Here is a 22,811-nt window from a genome sequence, read left to right on the forward strand (position 1 = left end):
AGGCGCCGTGCCGACTCTCAACTCTAACGCTGCAGGCAGTCGACGTCTCGGGAACGATCCTGATTATTGACGAACGACAAGAATAAAAGGACTACGGAATGAATCTTCGCGCGACCAGACTCGCGTTATTGCCGCCCATGCCGAACGAATTGCTCAGCACGTAGTCGAGCCCATCGACGCGGCGTGCGCGATCGGGCACATGGTCGAGGTCGCAGAGCGGATCGAGTGCGTCGAAGTACAGCGTCGGCGGCACGCGCTGCTGTTGCAGCGCCTTCACGCAGATCGCGAATTCGAGCGCGCCGGCCGCGCCGATCAGATGGCCGGTGGCGCCCTTCGTGCTGCTGACGGGAATGCGCGCCGCATGGCTGCCGAGCGCGAGCTTCAGCGCCTGCGTTTCGGCCGCGTCGCCGCCGTGCGTGCCGGTGGCGTGCGCGTTCACGTAGCCGATCGCGTCCGGCCCGATGCCGGCGTCCGCGAGCGCGCGCTCGATGGCGAGCGCCTGGCCCGAGGGATCGGGCTTCGCGAGATGCGTGCTGTCGTTGCTGGTGCCGTAGCCGGCCAGTTCGGCGAGCGGCACTGCGCCGCGCGCCAGCGCGTGATCGAGATGCTCGATACAGAAGATCGCGGCGCCCTCGCCGACCGTGATGCCGGTACGCGCCGCGCTGAACGGCCGGCAGCCGGTGTGCGGCGCCTCGGGGGGCTCGTCGCAGAGCACGCGCGCCTGTTGCCAGGCGCCGATCAGTTCGGGCGTCAGCATCGATTCGCTCGCGCCGCACAGCGCGATGTCGAGATACCCGTCACGCACGCGCCGGAACGCCTCGCCGAGCGCGACCGCGCCGGCCGTGCAGGCGGTCGCGTAGGTCTGCGCCTCGGCGCGCGTCTTGATCTGCATCGCGATATGCGCGGCGATCGCGTTCGGCATCGCCGCCGGAATGATGAGCTTCGGCCCCTTGCGCATCAGGCCGTGAAACGACAGCACGCCCTCCACGAGCGAGCCGACGCCGCCAATACCGGTACCGATGAACACGCCACAGCGCTCGCGCAGCGCCGCGTCTTGCAGCCCGGCCGCGTTGCCGGCCTGCTGCGCGGCGATCATCGCGAGCAAGGTGGCGCGGTCGCAGCAATCGAGCATGCGCCGCGAGAAGTGAGCGGTGGGATCGACGTCGGCCACGCCGACGCAGCGCGTGATGCCCGGATCGGGATGCCGCGTGATGCCGCTGCGCCCGTCGCAAAGCGCTGCGAACATGGAAGCCGGGGTCGCGCCGAGCGGCGACACCGCTCCCATGCCCGTGACCACCACGGTCCGCGCCGCGCGCATCAGAGCGACCCCGCCTGTGCGTATTTCAGGCGGCAGACCGTCGCCTCGACCTGCCCGGCCAGTTCCTCGAGATCGAGCGGCAAGGGCACGATGCCACCGGCCTGGCCGGTCGGCACCTCGTCGAGCTTCAGCTCGAACTTGGCTTCGAGCAGCAACACGATCTCGAGCAGCATCAGGGAATCGAAATCGGGGATCACCTCGGCGAACGGCACGCCGGCCAGCAGCCGCGCGGCATCGACATTCAGATGCTCGGCAATGCAGGATGCGATCGCGACACGCAGTGCGTCGCCGGCCGGGGGAATGGGATTCGTCATGCGCTCGGTACGTAACATGCGACGGCCCCGCGACACGCGGGGCCGAATGACGTCACTGTAACGACGGGGCCGGTGCGTCACCATCGTATGAGTTGGAGAACGCCACCGGTTTTGCGCAGGCAGCGCGTGCCATGCCATTGCCCTCGCGGCACGGCCGCGCGAGGCAGCACGCGCGGCCCCCGGGCCGGACGGCGATCCGGCTCGCCCGGGCCTTCCGGCCAGGCCTCGGCGCCCGGTGCTCTCCGGACCAGACCCGGCGCCACGCGGCCAGGCGCTCGCCGCCGGTACCAAGCAGCTTCAGCAATGCGTGCGCAGCGCGCAGACGGAACGATGTTCGGCCAGCGCGAGAAATTCGCCCGTTTCGCCGTCGAGCGCGTCGATCGCGCCGGCCCGGATGTCGTAGACCCAGCCGTGGAGATTGAGGCGCTTTTGCGCGAGCCCCAGCGCGACGCCCGGATGGGTGCGGATGTTGGCCAGCTGGGCAACGATGTTGTCGCGCACCAGCGCATCGAGCCGGCGCTCGGGCGAATCGTACTCGCGCGACCCGTTGACGGCGCGCGCCGCATCGGCGTGGCGCAGCCAGTTGCCGACCGCCGGCAGATGATCGAGACACATGCAGGTCGAGATCGCCTTCATCGCGCCGCAGTCCGAGTGGCCGCAGATCACGATGTCGCGCACGCCGAGCACGGCCACCGCGTATTCGACCGTCGCCGACACGCCGCCCGGCTCCGGGCCATACGAGGGCACGATGTTGCCCGCGTTGCGGATCACGAACAGGTCGCCGGGCTGGCCCTGCATCAGCAATTCGGGCACCACGCGGCTGTCCGAGCAGGTGATGAACAGGACCTTCGGGTCCTGACTGTTGGCAAGTTTCTGGAAAAGCTCCGAACGGGTGGGATACACCTCTTTCTGGAACCGGATAAAGCCGTCGATCAGATTCTGCATGGTCCGTTTTTCCACGAATTCGACTCGCGCGTACCACGCCGCGCGATGTCCCGCTGCATGCGACCGGATACGACACCGATGACCGCCGGCACCTGGGGCCGACGGCTCAGGCCGCCATCGTACCGCAAGCCGCGTCGAGACCCGGAACAGCCGCGCCGCGCAGGCCGGGCGGCACCGGGCACGGTACGGCAGGCAGCGGCGACGGCAGGTCGGCGCCCTGCCCCGCATGGCCGGCTGCGCGGTGGAGCGCCATCGCCATGAACCCTTCGTCGGTGCGGAAATTCGGTTGCGCGCGCATCCAGCGCCTGCCACCGGCGCCCGGTCGGCGCCGCCCGGGACGCGAGCGGCGCGCGGCGCCGCGTTCAAGGCGCCGGCAGGGCCGGCGCCTGCGGCGCGCAGGGGGAAGCGGGCTCCGGCGCCGCGCGGTGCAGCACCACGCAATTGCGGCCGCCGTGCTTGGCGACGTAGAGCGCCTGGTCGGCGTGCTCCACGAGCCGCGTGGCGGCGCCGGCTTCGCCGTCGGCGATCTCGCCGACGTTGCCGACCGCCACGCCGATCGACACCGTCAGGCCGACCGGGTCGCCCCGCACCTCCGCGGCCACCAGCGCCGCCACCGCCGCGCGCACGCGCTCGGCGACGCTGCAGGCGTGGACGGCATCGCCGCGCACCAGCACGACGAATTCCTCGCCGCCGTAGCGCGCGACCGTATCGCCGTGGCGCACCGTCTTGCGAATGCAGGCGCCGATCGCGGCAAGCGCGCGGTCACCCACGGCATGGCCGTAGGTATCGTTGACGCGCTTGAAGTGGTCGACGTCGATGAACAGGCAGGCGACCGGCGACTTCGCTCTCGCCGAGCGCTGCATCTCGTCGTGGATGCGGCTGTCGAAATAGCGGCGATTCGGCAGGTTCGTGAGCATGTCGGTCATGCCGTAGCGGGCCACCTGCTCGCGATGCGCGACGTTGACCACCCCGGCGCTGACGAAGGCCGCGAAGCGCTCCAGCAGATCCGTCGCCTTGCCGACGCTGAAACGCTCGGGGTCGCGACTGCCTAGGCACAGATAGCCGTTGACGCCGTGCTCCTGATGCAGCGGCAGCACGGCGACGCTGGCGGGCACTTCCGAGCCGCCGTAGAGCACGGCAAGAGCCGTCTCGCCGAGTTCGGCACCCGCGCCTAGCCAGGGCTGGCCGGGCTCGCCGGGCAGCGCGCCGGCGAGCGCGTCGAGCCGGCCGCGCAGCACCGCCTGCGCGGCCGGCTTCGCGCGCGACACGGCATCGAGCATCTCGCGAACGAGCAAGATGTCCTCGTTGAGCCACAAGGTCACGAACGGCAGTTCGAAGGCCTGCGCCAGCGCCTCGACCAGCGTGTCGTGAAACACCGCGAAATCGGTGGCACTCACGAGCCGCAGTTCGATCTGCTGAAACCGCTGCAGCACACGCTCGTTGTGGCGAACCGTGTCGAGCAGCGCGTGCATGTGCCTTTCCAACGAAGAATCCTCGATCACTGGCGATATCGCATTTGGGGGTGATCCTAGACATATCGACAGGTTTTCGGCTTTCTTAAGGGACAGGCGCGGTCGCGACGAGGCCCGGCCATGCCGGCCGGCGCGCCGTCCCGCAGTCTCGCCGATGCGCCAGGCAAAGACGCGCTGGCCCGCGCTGACCGCGCGCGCCGCCGGCGACATCCCGATCGCGCAATTTTGTCCGGCTATCATCGGGAAAACCCGAGCCGCCCGGCCGGCGCCGTACCCCCGACGCCGGGCGGCTCGCGGACTCGCCTCGCCGGGCGCACGCCAGGCCGGAGACCCCGGCACGGCTGCGCCCGAGGCGCCCTCAACGCCGGGCCACGGTGCCCGAACCTCGGCGACAGGCCACGAGCCGCACGCCGATCTGCACGGAAATCGTCGATCATGATCGCCGCCTGCTCACGCGCAATCAGCCGCGTCCGCACCCATGACCCCGCGTTCGCGCGCCTGCGGGTTGCCCTGCGCTCGACGCTCGCCAGCCTGCTGACGGCCGTCATCGGCATCCTCGCGGGACTGCCGCATCACGATGCGCCCACCATGGCCGCCCCCGGTGCGCTGTTCGCCATGATCGCGCCGCTGTTCCTGCGCGAGGCCCGCTGCTCGAGCTGGTTCGTCTCGCTCGCGATGCTTGGCGCCTGCGCCGGCACCGCCTTCGCGGCCGCCGCCGCGGTCGCCGCGCAACCCGCGCTGCGCGGCGCCGGCTCACTGCTTGCCGTGTTCATCGGCGTGCTCTGCCAATCGCTCGGCACACGCGCGGTGGGCGCCGCGACGCTGACCCTGGTGTGCTTCTACCTCGGCCTGTATCTGCATCCGGCCGGCCAGCGGCGGCTGGACATGCTGGCCGTGATGGCAGTCGCGCCGGTCGTGGTCGCCTTCGTGGGCCGCGTCGTCATTCCGGCGGAGCGGGCCGAGGCGCCGCCACCGGCGTTCGCGCGCACGCTGCCTCACGGCGTCGCGGCGGCCAAGGCCTGGGCCGCCGCCGCGCTGCGCTGCGCGGCCGATCTGCTCCTGAGCGGACGGCCCGGCGACCGGCCGCTCGCCGAGCGGCTCGCGCATCGGCTGCACCGGCTCGCGTGGCGCCCCGCCCTGGCCGCCACGCTCGCGGCGCTGCTGGCCATGCTGGCCGGCAACGCGATGTCGGAAGAACGCTCGATGTGGGCCGTCATCAGCACCTTCGTGGTGTTTCTCGGCACGACCTCTTACCAGGGCACGCGCGAGCGCATCTTGAAACGGCTGGCCGGCACGCTGGCCGGCGCGGCGGCCAGCGTGCTGCTGATCACCGCGTGCGGGCACCAGCCGTGGCTGCTGGCCGCCGCGATCATCGGGTCGGTGTTCGGCTGGGCCTACTACATCCTGCATGCCTATGCGCGCGGCGTGTTCTTCATCACGATGCTGGTCGGGCTGCTGTACGGCCAACTGGGCTTCGCCATCGTGCCGCTGGCGCGCCTGCGCATCGAGGAAGTCCTCGCCGGCTGCCTGATTTCCCTGGCGATGGCGCTGCTGCTGATGCCCTCGGCCGGCGCGCCCGCGAGGCTGGCGCCGCGCAGCCGGTGAATTGGCGCGCCCGCCCCGCCGGTCTCGGCCGCCGCGGCTGCGGCCGGGTGCGCCGGCCTCGGGCAGCCGCACCCCGCACGACCGGCCGCTGCGCCTCGCCGACGGGCTTGCGGCCGCGGAGCCGGCGCCGGACGGGTTCGCGCCGCGCCGCCACCGGGGCGGCGCGCCATGGCATCGGCAGCGCGAGCCGCACGAGCTCCCCGCTCAAACGCCCGACGCCAATCCGGACCTGCGCGGCAGCGGCTGCGGCCGCACCATGAAGCCGACCTCGTAGAAGTGGTCGAAGAAGACGCGCAGCCAGTCGTTGGTCGGCCGGAAACTCGCCGCGAGCACGTCGCCGGCAACGCGCATCAGTTGCGTCGTGTCGATCGGCAGGATGCGGCCGATGGTCGGGTCCGCGGCCGGGTTCAGCTTGCGCAGCACCGGGATCAGCATCGCCAGCGCATGCGACGGATCATGGCGCACGTGCTCGGCCAGCGCGGCGAGCCAGCTGTCGTAGTCCATTCGCTCGATCGGGAAGCCCTCGTCCTCGATGAAGTCGACGAGTGCATCCATCGAGTTCCAGCGCGGGTTGACCACGTGCACGCCGCTGCCCGCGGCCGCCGGCTCGAACGACGCGGTTACGATGATCCGGCTCACCAGGTCGACCGGCAGGATGTTGTCGAACCCGACGTCGCGCGGCGCCTTGCCGAACGTGACGATGCCCTTGATCAGCCGGCAGAACAGGTCGTCGAGGTTCATGCGCCCGGTGGCGGCATGCCCGACGATGCGCGCCGGGCGATAGACCGTGACGGGCACACCGCGCGCCTGCGCCTGCGCGAGCAGTTGCTCCGCGACCCATTTGCTCTGCTCATAGCCGCTCGTCAGGTGCTCGTGGTACGGCACCGCCAGCGTTTCCGGCAAGGCGTCCGCATGGCGGTCGAGCGTGCCGACCGTCGATACGTAGTGGATCGGGCTCACGCGATGCAGGCTTGCGAGCCGGACGATGTCCTGCGTGCCGAGCACGTTGACCTGCTTCAAGCTCGCGTATGGATAGACGAAGTTGACCAACGCGCCGTTGTGATAAATCGCATCGATCTCGCTCGCGAGCGCGTCGAACGCCGCCGCGGACAAGCCGAGGTTCGGCTCGCCGAGATCGCCGGGCACGGCCGCGATGCGCGCCGCATGGCGCGCGTCCCACCGGCCGTGCGCGCGCATCGCCGCCTCGATGCGCCGTGCGCCGGCGGCGGCATCGTCGGCGCGAACGAGGCATAGCACGCGGACGTCGGTCGTGGCGAGCAGCGTCTCGAGCAGATGCACGCCGAGAAAGCCGGTGGCGCCGGTCAACAGCACGCTGCGATACGGGCGCGGCAGGTACGGGCGCCCGATCGCGATCGCCGGGTCGAGCACCGCCTCGGCCGGCAAATCGATCGGCGCGGCCTGCCCGGACGGGCCGCCCGCGATGCGTGCGGCAAGCGCGGCGATCGTCGGCGCGGCGAGCAGCGCGTCCATCTCGAGCTGCTGCTGCAGCCGCTCGTTGAGCTGGTAGAGCATCACGGTCGCCTGCAGCGAATCGCCGCCGAGCTCGAAGTAGTCGTCGTGAACGCCGATCTGTTCGCGCTTGAGCAGCTCGCACCAGATTTCGTGAATCGCCGTTTCGACCGCGTCGCGCGGCGCCGTGCGGCCTTGATCCTTGCGTAGCGCGACATCACCGGCAATCAGCCGGGCGCGATCGACGCCGCCGCTCGCGTTGCGCGGCAGCGCGGCGAGCGCGACGATCGAGCCGGCCGGCAGCGCCGGCACGCCGCGCCGGCCGGCGATGCGGCGCGCGATCTCGGCTGCGTCCGCGGCGGCCTCGCAATGAAACAACACGGTCTCCCACTCGCCGTCGGCGCCGATCCGCTCCACCAGCACCGCCTCGTCGAGCCCCGCGGCGCGGGCGATCTCGTGCTCGAGATCGCGCCAGCCGGAGCCCGCGCCATCGGCCGCGTCGCCGCCGTCGGGTAGCCGCAGCCGACAGCCGTGCGCACTCTGCCACGCCTCGAGCGTGGTGCGCAGCCATGTACCGTCGCGCGTCGCGACCAGGCCCTCGCGATCCGGCATGCCATTGCGCAGCATCAGGTCGGGAACCGAATGCCCGGTCACCACGAGCTGGCCCAGCGCGTCCACGCCGGCCCGATTCAGATGCGTGTCGGCGACGAATACCGTCGCGCCGGGCAACACCGGCCCGGCGTGCGCGATCTGCTCTGGCGCGGCCGACGCGCTCGCATGCGGCAGCGACCAGGCGGGCCAGCACAGCCGGCGCACGGCCCGCGCGCCGGGCGCCAGCGCGGCGAGTCTGCTCGCGTCCTGGTGCGTCAACGCGCGTGCGTCGACGATCAGCCAGTCCGCCTGCAGCGCGCCGTCCGGCAGCCCGGCGGCCGCGCTCGCGATGCGGCGGGTCGCGTCCGGGCTCAGCACGACGCCGTGCCAGTGCATGTCCGGGGACGCGGCGCGGCGCAGGAACGCCGGATCGCCGGCCGACGCGATCTGGTGCAGCGACAAGCCGGCGCCCAGGGCGGCCAGCGCGGTCCACAAGGTCGTGTGCGACAGCGGCCCCTCGCCCAGCGCCAGCGCGTGCGCACGGCCCACCGGGAAGGTGGTTTCGAACACCCGCGCCGCCTCGGCGATCTGGGCCTGCGTATAGCGCACGACGCGCCAGTCGCCCGCCGCGTCCTGACGCAACAGCGAACAGGCGCCCGGCACCGGAGCGGCGCCGTCACCGCAGTCCGCCCGATCGGCGGCTGCGCCGTCGCCGCGCCCGTACATCGGGTCCCGCTCGTCGAACACGCAGCAGACGATGCCGGTCACCGGCGAACACTGGCTGGCCGTCACGCAACTGCGCAACGGCTCGGGGCTCCAGCCGCCGTCGGCCACCGCATCGAACGCGCACGACTGCAGATCGGCATCGGCGATCACGCAATCGATCCCGCAACTGAGGCCGGACAGCAGCAGAACCAGCGCCATGACCGGTTCGTTGCACGCGATCAGCACCCGTTCGCCCGGCCGGTAGCCGAAGCTGCGCCATTGACGGGCCGCCCGCGCCACGCGCGCGGCGAGCGCGCCGTAGGTGACGGCGCACGCCTCGCCGGACAGGCCGGGGTCGCCCAGCCGCACGAACGCGATGCGCTCGGGCGTGCGGGCCGCATGCGCGGCGATCCGGTCCTGCAAGGTCGTACCGCGCGCGGCTTCGGGTGCCGGCCGGGCGGCTGGCAATGCCGGCGCGTCGGCCTCGAGCACGAGTTCGCGCAGGCGGCGCGGCGCGCCGTCGCCGATCGTCTCCAGCAACTGGCGATAGCGTGCGGCGAGGCGGTCGATGAACGCGGCGTCGAAACGCGCGGTGTCGTAGGTCAGCTGGAACGTCAGCGTATCGCCGGGCAGGACCACGAGCGCGAGCGCATAGCTGGTTTCCTCGCGCGCGCGCGGCTCCTCGATCCGCAGCCCGCAACTCGCCGCCAGCCGGTCGAAGGCATCCCTGCCCGGGTAGTTCTCGAACACGTAGAGCGTCTCGAACAGCGCCTGCTGGCGCGGCACGCCACTGCAGCGCAGCACGTCGGTCAGCGCGCTGTACGCATGCTGCTCGAGCGCCTGGGTATCGGCCTGCAGACGGCGCAGCCAGGCGGCGACGTCGAGCTCGCCGTCGAGCGTCGCGCGCCAGGGCAGCGTGTTGATGAACAGGCCGGCCATCCGCTCGATGCCGTCCAGGTCGGCCGAGCGGCCCGACACCACCATTCCGCCGACGACGTCGTCGCGGCCGGCATGGCGCGCGAGCAGCACCGCCCACGCGCCCTGGCACAGCGTATTGAGCGTGATGCGGGCAGTGCGGCAGCTGCGCGTCGCGGCCTCGATCCAGTCCGGCGGCATGGTGCTGATCGACGAGGCGAGCGTGCGGCGCGCCGGCGCGCCGGGCGCCGCGGTCGGCATCACCGACGGCGCGAAGCGCGCCGGCGAGCGATAGTCCTGCAGCCGCTCGCGCCAGTAGTCGAGCGCGCGCGCGCCGTCATAGCCGCGCAGCCAGGCCGCGTAGTCGCGAAAGTCGCGGCCGACCGGCGGCAGCGGATTATCCGGGTGCGCATAGGCACGAAACACCTCCTCGAGCAGCAGCGGCATCGACCAGCCGTCGAGGATCGCGTGATGGTAGGTCCAGAGGAACCGGTGGCACGCCTCGCCGAGCACGGCCAGCGTGATGCGCATCAGCGGCGCGACGCCGAAATCGAAACCGCGCGCCCGATCCTCGGCGAGCAGCACGTCGAACCGGCGCGCCTGCGCGTCGGCGGGCTCGGCGCGCCAGTCGAGCGTCTCGAACGGCACGCTCACCGTGTGGCGCACGGCCTGCAGCGGCTTTTCCTCGTGCAGGCGGAGAAACAGCGTCTTCAGCACGTCGTGGCGGTGCACCACGGTTTCCCACGCGCGCCGAAAGCGCGCCCCGTCGAGCGGGCCGTGCAGCAGGCAGGAGAACTGCTCGACATACACGCCGGAAGCGGGATCGAGCCGCGAGTGATGCAGCATGCCGCGCTGCAGCGGCGTGAGATGGTAGATCGTATCGACGTTTCTCGTCATCTTGGATTCCTGGTGCGGTCAGCGGTCGAGTGCGTCGATTTCGTCCAGCAGCGCGTCGAGATCGTCCTGGTCGACGTCGAGATGCGGCACGTCGTCGGGCGTCAGTCCGCCGGCGCCGTCCGCGCTGCAATGGCGAATCAGCGTCGTCAGCGCTTCCTCGACGCGGCTCATCAGGCAGCCGATGCTTTCGTCGACACCGGGCACGCCGAAGAAGCTCGACTCGATGGTCAGCCGTCCGCGCGACACGTAGGCGACCATGTCGAGCAGGTGGGTGCGCCGCTGCCGTGGGCTGCGGATGCCGGGCGCCGGCTCCGGCGCGCCGCCGTACAGCGGCGACTGGCCGGCGAGCTGCTCGAGCTGGCCGAGGTAGGTAAACAGCACGGGCGCCGCCGGAAACGCGGCGAGCGCGTCGTCCTCCGGCGTGCGTGCATCGAGGTAGCGCAGCACGCCGTAGCTCGCGCCCTTGCGCGGAATCTCGCGCAGGCGCGCCTTGACGGCCTTGATCAGCGCGGCCGGGTCGTCCGCGGCGAACGGCGCGTCGATCAGCACCGGATAGATCGACGTGAACCAGCCGATGCTGCGGCTCAGGTCGACCGCGTCGCCGAGCGCGTCGCGGCCGTGCCCCTCGAGGTCCACGAACAGCGCATCGCAGCCGCTCCAGGCCCGGAAACCCGCGTGCAGCGCCGCGACGAGCAGGTCGTTCGCATCGGTGCCGTAGGCGCGCGGCGCCACCGTGCGAAACGCGTGAGTCAGCTCGGCATCGAGCGTGATCGTGCAACTGAGCGACGCCTCCTGGTAGGCATGCTGCACGATCGTCGTCAGCCCGTGACGCATCAGCGCGATCCGCTTCGCGCCGGCAAGCGTGTCGTGCACCTGGGTCTTGATCCCGCGCCAGAAGCGCCGATCCTCGTCGAGTGCGTCGCCCTGCGCGAGCGCGTGCCACTGCTCGATCCAGGTCTTCGCGGAGGTGGTCTTCAGCGGCAGCGCCGCGGCCTCGCGGGCGCGCAAGCGCAGATAGACGTCGGCCAGGTCCTGCATCAGGATGCTCCACGACACCCCGTCGATCGCCAGGTGGTGGACCACGACCAGCAGCCGGCTGCTCGACAGGTCGGTGCTTTCCAGCCATCTGAGCGCCATCAGCCGGCCGCTTTCGATGTCCAGGCCGCGCTGCGCCGCGTCGATCGCGTCGCCCCACGCGCGCTCGCTGTGCCGGCCGTCGCCGTCGACGCAGCGCACGACCGCGAACCGCGCATCCTGGAGTGCCTCGTCGGCTTCGAACAGATGGTGCAGCGCGCCGTCGCGCGATACGAAGCGCGAGCGCAGGATGTCGTGATGCCGTGCGACGATGCGGATCGCCTCGTTCATGATGACCGGGTCGGGCGCCTCGGTCAGCGCAATCAGCAGGGCCTGATTGAAGTGCGACCGGTCGACCTCGACGCGCTCGGCGAACCAGCGCGCGGCCGGCGCGAGCGCCGCTTCGCCCCGCACGGGCCCCTGATCGACTTCCAGCCCCGGCGTCTGCCGCACCGCCGTCGCCAGACCGGATACGGTGGTGTGCCGGAAAATGTCCTGCGGCTTCAGATACATGCCGTCGAGCGCCGCCCGCGACACGATGACCGCGGCCAGGATCGAATCGCCGCCGAGCGCGAAAAAGTCGTCGTCGGCGCCGACCGACGGCTGCCCCAGCACCTCGGCCCAGATCGCCGCGAGCCGGCGCTCGAGCTCGCTCGCGGCGGCGCGGGACGCCGCCGGGTTGGCCGCCGGCGACGGCAGGCCGGTCGCGTCGAGCGCCCCGCCCGCGTCGAGCGGCAAGGATTCGATCAGCGCATAGGCGTCCGGGTGCATCGCATCGGGCAAGGCTTGCTTCAGCGCGGCGCGCACCGCATGCTCGAGCGCCGGCCCGTCGGAGCCGGCGTCGTGCGCCACGAGGTAGGCGGCAAGCCGCGCGGACGCGCCGTCGTCCAGGCTCACGCATACCACGTCGGCTATGCCGTCGACCCTCGAGATCGCACGCTCGAGCTCGCCGATCGCGACGGGCGCGGCGCGATGGCCTGCGACGCGCGCGGACGGATCCGCGCACCATATTTCGCCATCGCGGCAGGACACGGCCAGGCCGGTCGCCACGCCGGTGCCGTCCGGCGGCGCGTCGCCGGACGGTGACGACGCGCCGGCCCGCGTGCCGTCGAAGAAGTGGAGCGTGCCGGCCTGCCGGTCGTCCGCGAAGTGCCCCGACGCACCGAGCACGACGGCGACACGGGCCGGATGCGCGGGGTCGGCGAGCCGCCAGCCGTGCGCCCCGGGCACGAACGCGCACCACGCGGCCGGCAGGTCGGCGCCGCACAGCGGCACGAAATGCGCGAGCGCCGGTGCGCGGCCGGCATCGACGAGCCGCGCCAGCGGATGCGGATGGTCGCCATAGGCGAGAAGCGCGCGCGCGCGGGCAAGCCCGAGCGCATCGGCCTGCCGCAGCAACAGCGTGGGCAGCAGCACCGACGGGGCATGCGCCAGCAAGCGGCCGAGTTCGGCATACGCGGGCTTCGCGAGCGCCGCCTCGCGCGCGGCGAGCCGGTCCAGCCCGGCCCGCCCGGACAGCCGCGCGAGGCCGCCGGTCAGCACCACCTTGGCGAGCGCCGCCGCCGCGAGCACGGCATGGGCGCCGCGCACGATCAGCACGGTGGCGTCGGCGTCGAGTCGCAGCCACGCGCCGATCTCGTCGAGCAACGGATCGACCGCCGCGCCCGGCTCGCCGGCGCCGTCCCGCGCCGCGGCCCGGCCGGTGCGCGCTATCTCGATTGCCCCGGGCTCCCAGCCGGCCCACCCATCGTCACGGCCCCGGCACACCGCGTCCGCCTGTTCGGCCGAGGCGGCAAGACGCGCGCCGACTGCCCGGATCGCGAGCAGCGCGGCCGCGCGCTCGGCGATGGCGGGCAGTTGCAGCGCCACGCCTTGACCCGCACCGATCCCGAGCGCCTCGAACCGCGCGGCCAGCGCGCCTACCGCGCCGGCCACCTCGCCGTGCAGGATCTCGCGCTCGTCGAAGCGCCAGACCGCCCGTGATGCCTCGACCGGCTCGGCCGGCCCGGCCGGCGCCGGGCGGCGTGCGCAGGCGGCGGCGAGCCGCTCGCGTACCGCCTCGGCGGCGGCGAGCCGGTACCCATGCAGCGGCCGTTGCGCGTCGTTCACCACCTGCTCGACCAGGTAGGCGTACTGGCTCGCGAAGCGGGCGATCGTCGCCTCCTCGAACAGGTCGGTGTTGAAGGTCCACGCGCAAAGGTACGCGTCGCCGAGATCCTGCACGTTGAGCGTGAGGTCGTGCGTTGCACCGCGCGTGCCGGTGCTCGACGCGGCGAGGCGCTCGCGATAGAGCGCAACGTCGGCAGCGCCCGACGCGGCGAAATCGCCACGCGCCTGGTTCCAGTTGTACATCACCTGATAGATGGGCGAGCGGCTCGGGTCGCGAGGCGGCCGCTGATCGTCGACCAGCTTCGGGAACGGAAAGTCCTGGTGATCGAGCACCCGCAGCATCATCTCGCGCGTGCGTCGTAACAGGTCGTCGAAGGGCTCGTCGGCCCGCAGCTCGCACGCGAGCACGACGGTGTTCACGAAATGACCGACCACGTTCTCGCTGCCGGGCGCGTTGCGCCCCGCGGTCGGCGCGCCGATCATCAGCCGCGTCTGTCCGGTGTGCAGGTGGAGCTGCAGCTGATAGACGGCCAGCAGCAGCATGTACGGCGTCACGCGCAACCGTTTCGCGGTGTCGCGCACCCGCGCCGACAGCGCGGCACCGAGCGGATGGTCGAACACGCGGCCGCGCTCCGTCTTGCGCGGCGGCCGGATGCGATCGGTCGCCAGATTCAGGACCGGAAAGCCGTGCTGCAACTCACGCCGCCAGAACGCGGCGAGCGCTTCGCCCTCGCCGGCATCGAGCCTGCGGCGCTCGTGCTCCACGCAGTCCTTGTATTGCACGGGCAGGGCCGGCAGCTTCAGCGGCTCGCCCAGGCGAGCCAGGCGATACAGCGCCTGCAGCTCGCCGAGCAGGATCTCCAGCGACCAGAAATCGGCGGCGATGTGATGCACGTTCAACAGCAGCACGGTGCGGATCGCGTCCGCGCCGTCGTGTTCGTTGCGCAGCAGCTTCAGCCTGATCGGCGACTGCGTCAGGTCGAACGGGCGATTCGATTCCTCGTCGACCCATCGGCGAATGGCGCCTTCGTCGGCCGCGAACACGCGGTCGATCGTGAACTGCGCGCGCGCGTCGGTGCCGATCTGCTGGCGCGGCTCGCCGTCGATCAGGCGGTAAGCGGTTCGCAGCACCGGGTGCCGCGCGATCAGATAATCGACGCAGCGACGCAGCGCTGCGACATCGACGTCGTCGACGAGACGCGTCGCATAGGTGACGTTGTACGCGGCGCTGTCCGGATTGAGCTGATGCAGCGACCACAGCGATTGCTGCGCGAACGACAGCGCATAGGTGCCCGCGGTGCCGGCGAACTGCTCCAGCAGCGCGACCAGCGCGGCCTTGCCGGCCTTCAGCTGATCGAGCAGCGCCGGCGTGACGGCGCCCTTGGGCGCCTTGTATTGCAGCTTGCCGTCCTGGGCCCACAGCTCGATGCCCCGTCCCGCCAGCTCATTGATGAATGCGATCGAGCTCACAGCTCTCCTCCTTCCATTTCCATGCCGAACGTCGCCTCGCCGGACACCGCGTCGATTCCGCCGGCGGTGCGCGACGGCGGCTCGGCTTCCGGCGCGCGGCTTGGGTTGCGATCGAGCGTCGCGACGATGGTGCGCACCACGTCGTCGATGGTCGCGCCTTCGAGCAATCGCCCGAACGGAACCTCGACGCCGAGCTCGCTGCGCAATCCGTTGCGGAAATCCGCGGCCATCAGCGAATCGAGCCCAAGCTCGATCAGCGCGATATCCGGCGAGATCCGCTCGACCGGCGTATGCAGGGTCGCGGCGATCGCCTCGCTCAGGTGCCCGCGCAGCAGCCGCGCGCGCGCCTCGCCCTGCAGGCCCGCCATGCGCTCGCGCAATCCGGGCCCGCTGGCGGCGGGGCGATCGGCCGCCAGCGCTGGCGTCGCCAGTTCCGACAACAGCGCGCCCATCGCCCGACTCGGGCTGCGCCTGATCAGCGTCTCGACTTCCACGTTCCAGATCTGCGTGTGTCCGTCGGGTTCGGCCACCAGCCTGTCGAACAGGCCAAGCGCGGCGTCCGGCTCGATCGGCGTGAGGCCGAACGAGGCGATGCGGCGCAGCTGCCGCGCGTCGAGCTGATCGACCATCCCGTTGCCGCCCCAGAGGCCCCAGTTCATGGTGTGCCCGGGCAGGCCGTCCTGGTTGCGCAGGGCCGTCAGCGCATCGAGGTAGGCGTTCGCCGCCGCGTAGGCGCACTGCCCCGGCGAGCCAATGCAGGCCACGATCGACGAGAACGACACGAAGTGCTGCAGCCGGAGATGGTCGGTGGCGCGATGCAGGTTCAAGGTCCCCGCGACCTTCGGCGCGAGCACCTTGATGACCTCGGCGCTCGGCTGGGTCGCGAGCAGGCCGTCGTCCAGCGTGCCCGCCGCGTGCAGGACGCCCACCAGCGGATGCGCGCGATCGGCCTCGAGCGCGTGGACGAGCGCGTCCACGTCGGCGGCCACGGTCACGTCGGCGGCCACGAATTCGACGCTCGCGCCGTGCCGGTCCGCGATCGACGCCAGCCTCGCGCGTTCGCCGTCGGCCGGCACCGCACGGCTGACGGACACGACCTTCGGGACGCCGTTGCGAATCAGCCGCTCGATCAGCCGGGTGCCGATTGCACCGCGCCCGCCCGTCACCAGGTAGGCACCGCGTGCGAGCGGCTGCGCCGCGCCGGCCTCGCGTGCGACCAGCCGCGGCACGTAGAGGGCCTCGCCATGCGCCACGAACTGCGTTTCGCCGCTCGCCGCGGCGCCTTTCACGGCGGCCAGCGCGGCGGCGCTGGAGGCGGCGTCCGGCGACGGCAGATCGACCGCCAGCACCGCATGGTCGCCGCTCTCGTGCATCAGGCTGCGGGCCACGCCCCATGCGGCCGCCTGAAACGGCGACACGCGCACCTCGACGCCGGGCACGCGCTGCGCGGCCCGGGTCACGATGCAGAACGCGGGGGCGCCCGCCGTCCAGCGGGTCTGCTGCACTTCGCGCCAGATGTTCGCGACGCGGCGGTAGGCGGCGCCGAGTGCCGCGAGCGCGTCGCCCGAGGCCGATTCGTCGGCCGCCGGCCACGCGTAGAGCAGCACGGCCGGCCCCGCATCCAGGCGGGCGCACGCGTCGCGCAGGGCGGCTCGGATGCGCTCGGCGCCGGCCTCGCCGTCGAGCGCGTCGTCGCTCGGCAGTGCCGCGAGCGCCAGGGCATCGCCGGCGTTCTCGCAGGCATGCGAGAGCAGCCCGTCGAGCGCGGAGCCGTTGCCGATCAAGACGAAGTTCGAACCCGCGCCGGCGCTTCGATGCGCGGCCGCCAGCGGCCGCCAGACGAGCGAGTGCAGCGCGACCGGCGCCGCGGCTCGCGGCTGCAGCCGCTGCGGATCGATGGCGAGCAGTCTCAGCCCGCGCACGGCGGCCAGGCAGCGTCCGGTGTCGTCGTAGAGCCAGAGATCGGCGGTCGCGAAGCTGCGCTTGACGCGGGCGCGCGCGGCGCACCATAGCGCCTGCACGCCGCGCATCGGCATGCAGGCGATCCGCTCGATGCCGACCGGCACGAAGGCCGTCTTCAGCCCCGCGTCCCACAACGCCCCCGCGACTGCCTGAAATGCGTTGTCGAGCAGCGCCGGATGCACCACGCGCCCCCAATCGCCGGTGCCGTCCGATCCCATTTCGATCCGGGCCAGCGCGGCATCGCCGCCCCGCGACAGCGCGCGAATCGACCGAAACGGCCCCTCGTACTCGAGCCCGGTCGAGTGCAGGCGTGCGTAGAATGCGTCGACCGGCAGCGCGTCGCGGCACTGCGCACGCCATGCGTCGAGCGGCGGCACGTCGCTGATGGGCTGGGTCGTCCCGATCCGCGCCGCGCATTGCAGGGTCCATTGCGGCTCGGCGGCGGCCGTGTCGTGACAGGCGTGAATCGCGATCGGCGCGCCTTCGCCCGGATCCGCGGCGTCGGCCGCCTGCACGACGGTGCCGAACGTCACCGCCCTGCCCGGCTCCAGCCTGAGCGCGTGGTCGAACGACACCGCACGCGCTTCGTGCCAGCGGCCGGCCTCGGGTTCCGCGGCGCTGCCGTCGCGCCGCGCCGCGGCATCGAGCATCGCCTCGATGAACCCTGCCGCCGGAAAGACCAGCTGTCCGTGCAGCCGGTGGCCGCCCAGGAACGGCAGATGCCGATCGGACACCTCGCTCTCGTAGCGGCGCTGCGCCGATGCCGGGATCGCCAGCAGCCGGCCCAGCACGCCGTGCTCGCTGGGGCGGTGCGCGCCGGCCGCGCGCGTCAGCACGCTCGGCCGCTGCGCCGGCTGCCTGGCCCCCACCCAGTAGCGGTGCGCTTCGAGCGGATATCGCGGCAGCACGCCGTGGCGCGCGGCCGCGCCCACGGGCGCCGCGGTTCGGGACCGCTCGTATGCCTGCCAGTCGACCCGGCGGCCGCGCTGATAGACGTGCGCCAAGGTTCGCAGCGCCTGCTCGGTCTCGCGTCCGTCGCCGCTCATCGAGGGCAGCGCGCTCAGGTCGCCGCGGTCGGGCCGATCGCCCAGGCAGGCGGTGACGAGACGCGAGAGCGTCTTGCCGGGCCCGATCTCGATGGCGGTCGTCACGTGGTCGTCGAGCAGGGTGCCGACGCCGGTGCGGAACGCCACCGTGGCCCGCACATGCTCGACCCAGTACGCGGGATCGCACAGGCGCTCGGTTTCGAATCGTCCCGTCACGTTCGACACGATCGGGATCGCAGGCGCGCGATACCTTACGGTCGCGGCAACCGCGCCGAATTCGGCCAGCATCGGCTCCATCAGCGGCGAGTGGAAGGCACGCGATGCCGCCAGCGCCCGGGTGGCGATGCCGCGCGACGCGAACCATCGCTCGAGCGCTTCGACGGCATCCGGCTCGCCCGACACCAGCACGCTCTCCGGTCCGTTGTCCGCGGCGATGGCGGCCCGCCCCGGGTAGTCGCGCACCGCGTCGGCAACCTGCCGCGCGCCGGCGAACACCGCGAGCGCGCGGCCCGGCGCGGTGAGCGTGTCCATCAGGCGCCCGCGCGCGGTCACGAGGCGGCAGCCGTCCTCGATCGAGAACACGCCGGCGATGCACGCAGCCGCGTACTCGCCGATGCTGTGCCCCATCACCACGTCGGGCACGACGCCCCAGTGCATCCACAGCCGGGCGAGCGCGACTTCGAGCGCGAACATCGCGGGCTGGGTGTAACGCGTTTCGTCCAGCCGATGCTGGTGGTCGCCCCACAGCAGGTCCGCGAGCGACAGCTCCCCCTGCGCCTCGCTGCAGCCGTCGCAGGCGTCGAACACGTCGCGAAACGGCGCGAAGTCCCGATAGAGCTGCCGGGCCATGCCGGCGCGCTGCGCGCCCTGCCCGGCGAACAGGAACGCGAGCCGGTCGCGGACGCCGGCGGGCGGCACGCGCGGGGCGGCCATCTCCCGCGCGGCATCGGACAGCGCGTCGAGCAGCGTATCGCGCGAATCGGCGACGATCGCGACACGGTGCCGATGACTGTCGCGTGCCACGCGCAGCGCGCTGGCGAGCGCGGCCGGCGCCAGCGCGGCCTCAGCCCGCAACTGCGCCGCGCAATCTTCGATCACCTGTTTGAGCATCGGCGCCGTGTGGGCGGACAACGGCCAGATATCGTGTCGCGCGTGCGCGGCGGGCGCCGTGTCCGCTTCGTCCGCCGCGGCGCCGGGCGCCTGCCAGGCCTCCACGATCAGGTGGGCGTTGGTGCCGCTCATGCCGAAGGAGCTGATCGCCGCGACTCGCCGGCCCGGTCGCGACGACGGCCATGGCGCATGCTCGGTCGCGACGCGGATGCCGTTGGTCTGCCAGTCGACGTGCGCGGTCGGCGTATCGCAATGCAGGTGCCGCGGCAGCTCGCCGTGCTGCAGCGCGCAGACGAGCTTCATCAGCCCGGCCACGGCGGCGGCCGACTCCAGATGCCCGATGTTCGTCTTGATGCTGCCCACGTACAGGTCCCGGGCGCGTTGCGTGTCGCGGCAGTACACGTCCTCGAGCGCGCGCAGCTCGATCGGATCGCCGAGCGGCGTGCCGGTGCCGTGCGCCTCGACGTAGTCGACGTCGGCCGGCGCCACGCCGGCCCGCTCGAGGGCCGCGCGGATCACCTCGCGTTGCGCGCGCCCGTTGGGCGCGGTCATGCCGTTGCTGCGCCCGTCGTGATTGACCGCGGAGCCGCGGATCACCGCGCGGATCGGCCGGCCCTGCGCGCGCGCATCGGACAGACGCATCAGCGCGACCACGCCGCAGCCCTCGCCGCGCACGTAGCCGTCTGCGGCCGCGTCGAAGGTCCGGCAGCGGCCGCTCGGCGACAGCGCCTGCAGCTCGCTCAACGCGATGCTCATCTCCGGCGACAGCATCAGGTTGACGCCGCCGGCGAACGCGACATCCGACTCGCGGCTACGCAGGCTGTGGCAGGCCAGATGCACGGCGACCAGCGACGACGAGCACGCGGTATCGAGATGCAATGCCGGGCCATGAAAACCGAACAGGTAGGAAATGCGCCCGGCCGCGAAGGGACGCGCGGTGCCGAGCGAGGTCTGCGCATAGCTGAGCGTGTCGCCGGACACGCCTTCGCTGACCCGTGCATAGTCGTCGACCGACGAGCCGACGAACACGCCGGCCCGGTAAGACGCGATCGTCTCGCGCGAAAAGCCGGCGTCCTCGAGCGCACGCCAGGTGCATTCGAGCAGCAGACGCTGCTGCGGATCGATGTGCGCCGCCTCGCGGTCCGAGACGCCGAAAAATGCCGCATCGAAACGGTCGACGGCGTCGATGAACCCGCCGTGCCGGCTGTAGCTCGTGTCGCGCCGGCCCGGCCGCGGATCGTAGATCGCATCCGTCCACCGGTCCGCCGGCACGGTGCCGACCGCATCGGTGCCGGCCGCGAGCATCGACCAAAGCGCCTCGGCGGAATCCGCGCCGCCGGGAAGACGGCAGCCCATGCCGACCACGGCGACCGGCTCGTTCACGGCCTCGCGCGCCGCGGCCAGTTCGCGTTGCAACGCATCGATCTTCAGCAGGGCCTGCTTCACGGGCGTAAGGGAAATGGGCGGCGCAGCGGACGCCATACTGGATTCGTTCATGGGTAAGCTTCCTGACGTTCGCGGCACGAGACTGCCGGGGAATGGTTCAGCGCTGCAGCGCTTTGAGCAGCAGCGCTTGCGCATCCGCCTCGGAGAGCGCCGCGAGCTGCGCCGCGGTAAGCGGCGCCTGCGCCTGCGCCTGCGCGCCGGCCGGCGCGGCCTCGACCTGCCTGGCCGCCGGTGCGGGCGCCCCGCCCGCTCGCAGCAGATCGGCTGCGCCCTGCATGCGGGCCAGGTGCGCGGCGAGCTGCTCGACGTTCGAGCAGTCCCACAGCACGGCGGCATCGAAGCTCAGCCCGAGCTCGTGCTGCACCTTCAACGAGAATTGCAGCGCGCTCATCGAATCGAAGCCCATCTCGGCCCACGCCGCCGTGCGCGAGACCTGCGTCTCGGCGATCTTGAGCCGCTCGGCGACGATCCGGACGATCCGCTGCGCGATCTCGCGCTCGATCAGCATGGCGTCCGCGCCGACGCCGGGCTCGGGGGCCGGCCGCGCGGCCGCGGGGCTCGGCGCAGCGCCGGCATAGGCGCCGTCGGTCCAGCCTGCGACCGCCCGCAGTTCGCCTTGCAGATACGCGCGGCGGCACAGCGCGCGCGCGATCTTGCCGCTCGAGGTCTTGTCGATGGTGGCCGGTTCGACCAGCACGATCGCATGCGGCGTGACGCCGAACTCCTCGCTGACCGCCACCACCATCTCGCGCAGCGTGGCGCCGAGATCCATCGTCCGGCGCGCGGTGCGGCCGACTTCCTGGATGATCACGAGCTTCTCTTCGCCGTCGGCCTGCACCGACACGGCGGCACCGCAGCCGCGGCGCAGCGCCGGCACCGCGTCCTGCACGCACGCCTCGATATCCTGCGGATAGAGGTTGCGCCCGCGCACGATCAGCATGTCCTTCACGCGGCCGGTCACGTACAGGCGGCCGTCGACGAGCGCGCCCAGATCGCCGGTGCGCAGGAACGGGCGCGCGTCCGGATCGGCCTCGAAACGCGCGGCGAAGGTCGCCTGGGTCGCTTCCGGGTTGCCGTAGTAGCCGGCGCCGATCGCGCCGCCGCGCACCCAGATCTCGCCGACCCCGTTCGGGCTGGCCACCGGGCGGCCGTCGGGGCCGGCGATCCGGATCTCGGTGCCGGGCGCCGCGGCGCCGCACGAAACGAGGCTCTTCAGGTTCGCGTCGCCGGGCCGGGCCGGCTCGGCGGTTCCGGCAGCGAGCTTCAGGCTGTCGACGTCCAGATAATGGGCACCTTCGCCGCGCGCCACGCCCGACACGATCAGGGTCGCCTCGGCCATCCCGTAGCAGGGATAGAACGACCCGGGCGCGAAGCCGTGCGGGCGGGCGGCCTCGATGAAATCGACGACGGTCCGCCGATGGATCGGCTCCGCGCCGCAGAACGCCACGCGCCAGCTCGACAGGTCGAGCCGGTCGGCGCCGTCGCCCGCCTCGAGCGCGGCCGCGGCAAGCGCGTAAGCGAAATTCGGGCCGCCCGAGGTGGTCGCACGGTGCGCTGCAATCGCGCGCAGCCATCGGCCCGGCTGCTGGACAAACGCGACGGGCGACATCAGCACGACCGACAGCCCGATCGACGCCAGCTGCAGCGGCATCGACAATCCCATGTCGTGATACAGGGGCAGCCACGACAGCATGCGCGTATCGCGGTCGTGCTCCATGAGCCGCGCGATCGAGCGTTGATTGTCGATGATGTTGCCATGCGTGATCATCACGCCCTTCGGCGTGCCCGTCGATCCGGAGGTGTATTGCAGGAAGGCCACCTCGTCCGGCGCCGGCATGCGCGGCCCCGCCGACGCGCCCTGCTCGCCCGCCGCGACGAGCGCCTCGTATGTCACGAGCGTGCAGCCGGCGAACAGCTGCTGCGTCGCGCGCAGGGTCTCGAGGGTGTCGACCGACGTCGCCGGCGCGACGATCAGCGTGGCGCCGCAGTTGTCGGCGATCGCCTGCAGCTTCGCCCATTGCGCCACCTTGCGTACCTGCTGCGGATGATAGGCCGGCACGGCGATGCGCCCGGCCGCCAGGCACCCGTAGAACGCGCAGACGAACTCGGCGCTCGTCGGCAGCAGCAGCAGCACGCGCGCGCCCGGCTCGGTCAGCTGCGCGAGCCCGCGCGCGACGCGCAGCATGCCGGCATGCAGATCGCCGAAAGTGCTTTCACTTTCGATCGCTTCGCCGTCGCGCAGGATGGTCAGCGCGACACGATGAGGGTCTCGCTCGGTGTGATGCGAGAGCGTCTCGACGATGGAGGTCGGTTCGACATCCATCTGAAACACGTTCGGGTTCGAATGCGTCGTCATGGTGTG

At 71.9% G+C, this 22,811-nt stretch carries 10 protein-coding genes; 1 reads left to right on the forward strand and 9 read right to left on the reverse strand.

Annotated elements, in window-relative coordinates; translation table 11 throughout:
- Positions 1–91 precede the first annotated feature (91 nt).
- The 5 genes from KS03_RS27880 to KS03_RS27900 all read right to left on the reverse strand — a co-directional run bounded on the left by KS03_RS27880 (position 92) and on the right by KS03_RS27900 (position 4,061).
- Entirely contained in the window at positions 92–1,318 is a 1,227-nt protein-coding gene (locus KS03_RS27880; protein WP_015876270.1) for a beta-ketoacyl-[acyl-carrier-protein] synthase family protein, read from the reverse strand.
- Positions 1,318–1,632 carry a hypothetical protein gene (locus KS03_RS27885; RefSeq protein WP_017433388.1) on the reverse strand — a complete coding sequence of 105 codons (315 nt, stop codon included), beginning with the start codon at positions 1,630–1,632 and terminating at the stop codon, positions 1,318–1,320. Before KS03_RS27885 ends, KS03_RS27880 begins: the two co-directional genes overlap by 1 nt.
- Before the next feature lie 297 nt (positions 1,633–1,929).
- On the reverse strand, positions 1,930–2,577 hold the full coding sequence (locus tag KS03_RS27890; protein WP_015876271.1) for a carbonic anhydrase: 648 nt from the start codon (positions 2,575–2,577) through the stop codon (positions 1,930–1,932).
- A 106-nt stretch (positions 2,578–2,683) separates the two neighbouring features.
- A complete protein-coding gene (locus tag KS03_RS27895) occupies positions 2,684–2,875 on the reverse strand; it encodes a hypothetical protein (protein ID WP_017433389.1) in 192 nt (63 codons plus the stop codon).
- A 64-nt stretch (positions 2,876–2,939) separates the two neighbouring features.
- Positions 2,940–4,061 carry a GGDEF domain-containing protein gene (locus KS03_RS27900; RefSeq protein WP_015876272.1) on the reverse strand — a complete coding sequence of 374 codons (1,122 nt, stop codon included), beginning with the start codon at positions 4,059–4,061 and terminating at the stop codon, positions 2,940–2,942.
- 108 nt (positions 4,062–4,169) lie between these two features.
- Here KS03_RS27900 and KS03_RS27905 point away from each other — a divergent pair, with 108 nt between their 5' ends.
- On the forward strand, positions 4,170–5,654 hold the full coding sequence (locus tag KS03_RS27905; protein WP_080569366.1) for an FUSC family protein: 1,485 nt from the start codon (positions 4,170–4,172) through the stop codon (positions 5,652–5,654).
- 204 nt (positions 5,655–5,858) lie between these two features.
- Here KS03_RS27905 and KS03_RS27910 read toward each other — a convergent pair whose 3' ends face one another.
- From KS03_RS27910 to KS03_RS27925, 4 genes are read right to left on the reverse strand one after another with little or no spacing between them, the layout of a single operon-like run.
- On the reverse strand, positions 5,859–10,232 hold the full coding sequence (locus tag KS03_RS27910; RefSeq protein ID WP_039202710.1) for a thioester reductase domain-containing protein: 4,374 nt from the start codon (positions 10,230–10,232) through the stop codon (positions 5,859–5,861).
- An 18-nt stretch (positions 10,233–10,250) separates the two neighbouring features.
- Positions 10,251–14,885, reverse strand: coding sequence for a condensation domain-containing protein (locus KS03_RS27915; protein ID WP_015876274.1), 4,635 nt, complete (start codon positions 14,883–14,885; stop codon positions 10,251–10,253).
- Positions 14,882–20,500, reverse strand: coding sequence for a type I polyketide synthase (locus tag KS03_RS29065; protein WP_158335156.1), 5,619 nt, complete (start codon positions 20,498–20,500; stop codon positions 14,882–14,884). The genes KS03_RS27915 and KS03_RS29065 overlap by 4 nt, the downstream gene beginning before the upstream one ends.
- A gap of 46 nt (positions 20,501–20,546) precedes the next feature.
- Positions 20,547–22,805, reverse strand: a complete 2,259-nt coding sequence (locus KS03_RS27925; RefSeq protein WP_015876276.1) for an AMP-binding protein — start codon at positions 22,803–22,805, stop codon at positions 20,547–20,549.
- Positions 22,806–22,811 lie beyond the last annotated feature (6 nt).

It is taken from the genome of Burkholderia glumae LMG 2196 = ATCC 33617 (assembly GCF_000960995.1).
Taxonomy (GTDB): domain Bacteria; phylum Pseudomonadota; class Gammaproteobacteria; order Burkholderiales; family Burkholderiaceae; genus Burkholderia; species Burkholderia glumae.

Excerpts from the sequence above, each read along its gene's own strand:
- KS03_RS27880 (WP_015876270.1), bottom strand. The coding sequence starts at position 1,318 with ATGCGCGCGGCGCGGACCGTGGTGGTCACGGGCATGGGAGCGGTGTCG.
- KS03_RS27885 (WP_017433388.1), bottom strand. The coding sequence starts at position 1,632 with ATGACGAATCCCATTCCCCCGGCCGGCGACGCACTGCGTGTCGCGATC.
- KS03_RS27890 (WP_015876271.1), bottom strand. The coding sequence starts at position 2,577 with ATGCAGAATCTGATCGACGGCTTTATCCGGTTCCAGAAAGAGGTGTAT.
- KS03_RS27895 (WP_017433389.1), bottom strand. The coding sequence starts at position 2,875 with ATGCGCGCGCAACCGAATTTCCGCACCGACGAAGGGTTCATGGCGATG.
- KS03_RS27905 (WP_080569366.1), top strand. The coding sequence starts at position 4,170 with ATGCCGGCCGGCGCGCCGTCCCGCAGTCTCGCCGATGCGCCAGGCAAA.
- KS03_RS27910 (WP_039202710.1), bottom strand. The coding sequence starts at position 10,232 with ATGACGAGAAACGTCGATACGATCTACCATCTCACGCCGCTGCAGCGC.
- KS03_RS29065 (WP_158335156.1), bottom strand. The coding sequence starts at position 20,500 with ATGAACGAATCCAGTATGGCGTCCGCTGCGCCGCCCATTTCCCTTACG.
- KS03_RS27925 (WP_015876276.1), bottom strand. The coding sequence starts at position 22,805 with ATGACGACGCATTCGAACCCGAACGTGTTTCAGATGGATGTCGAACCG.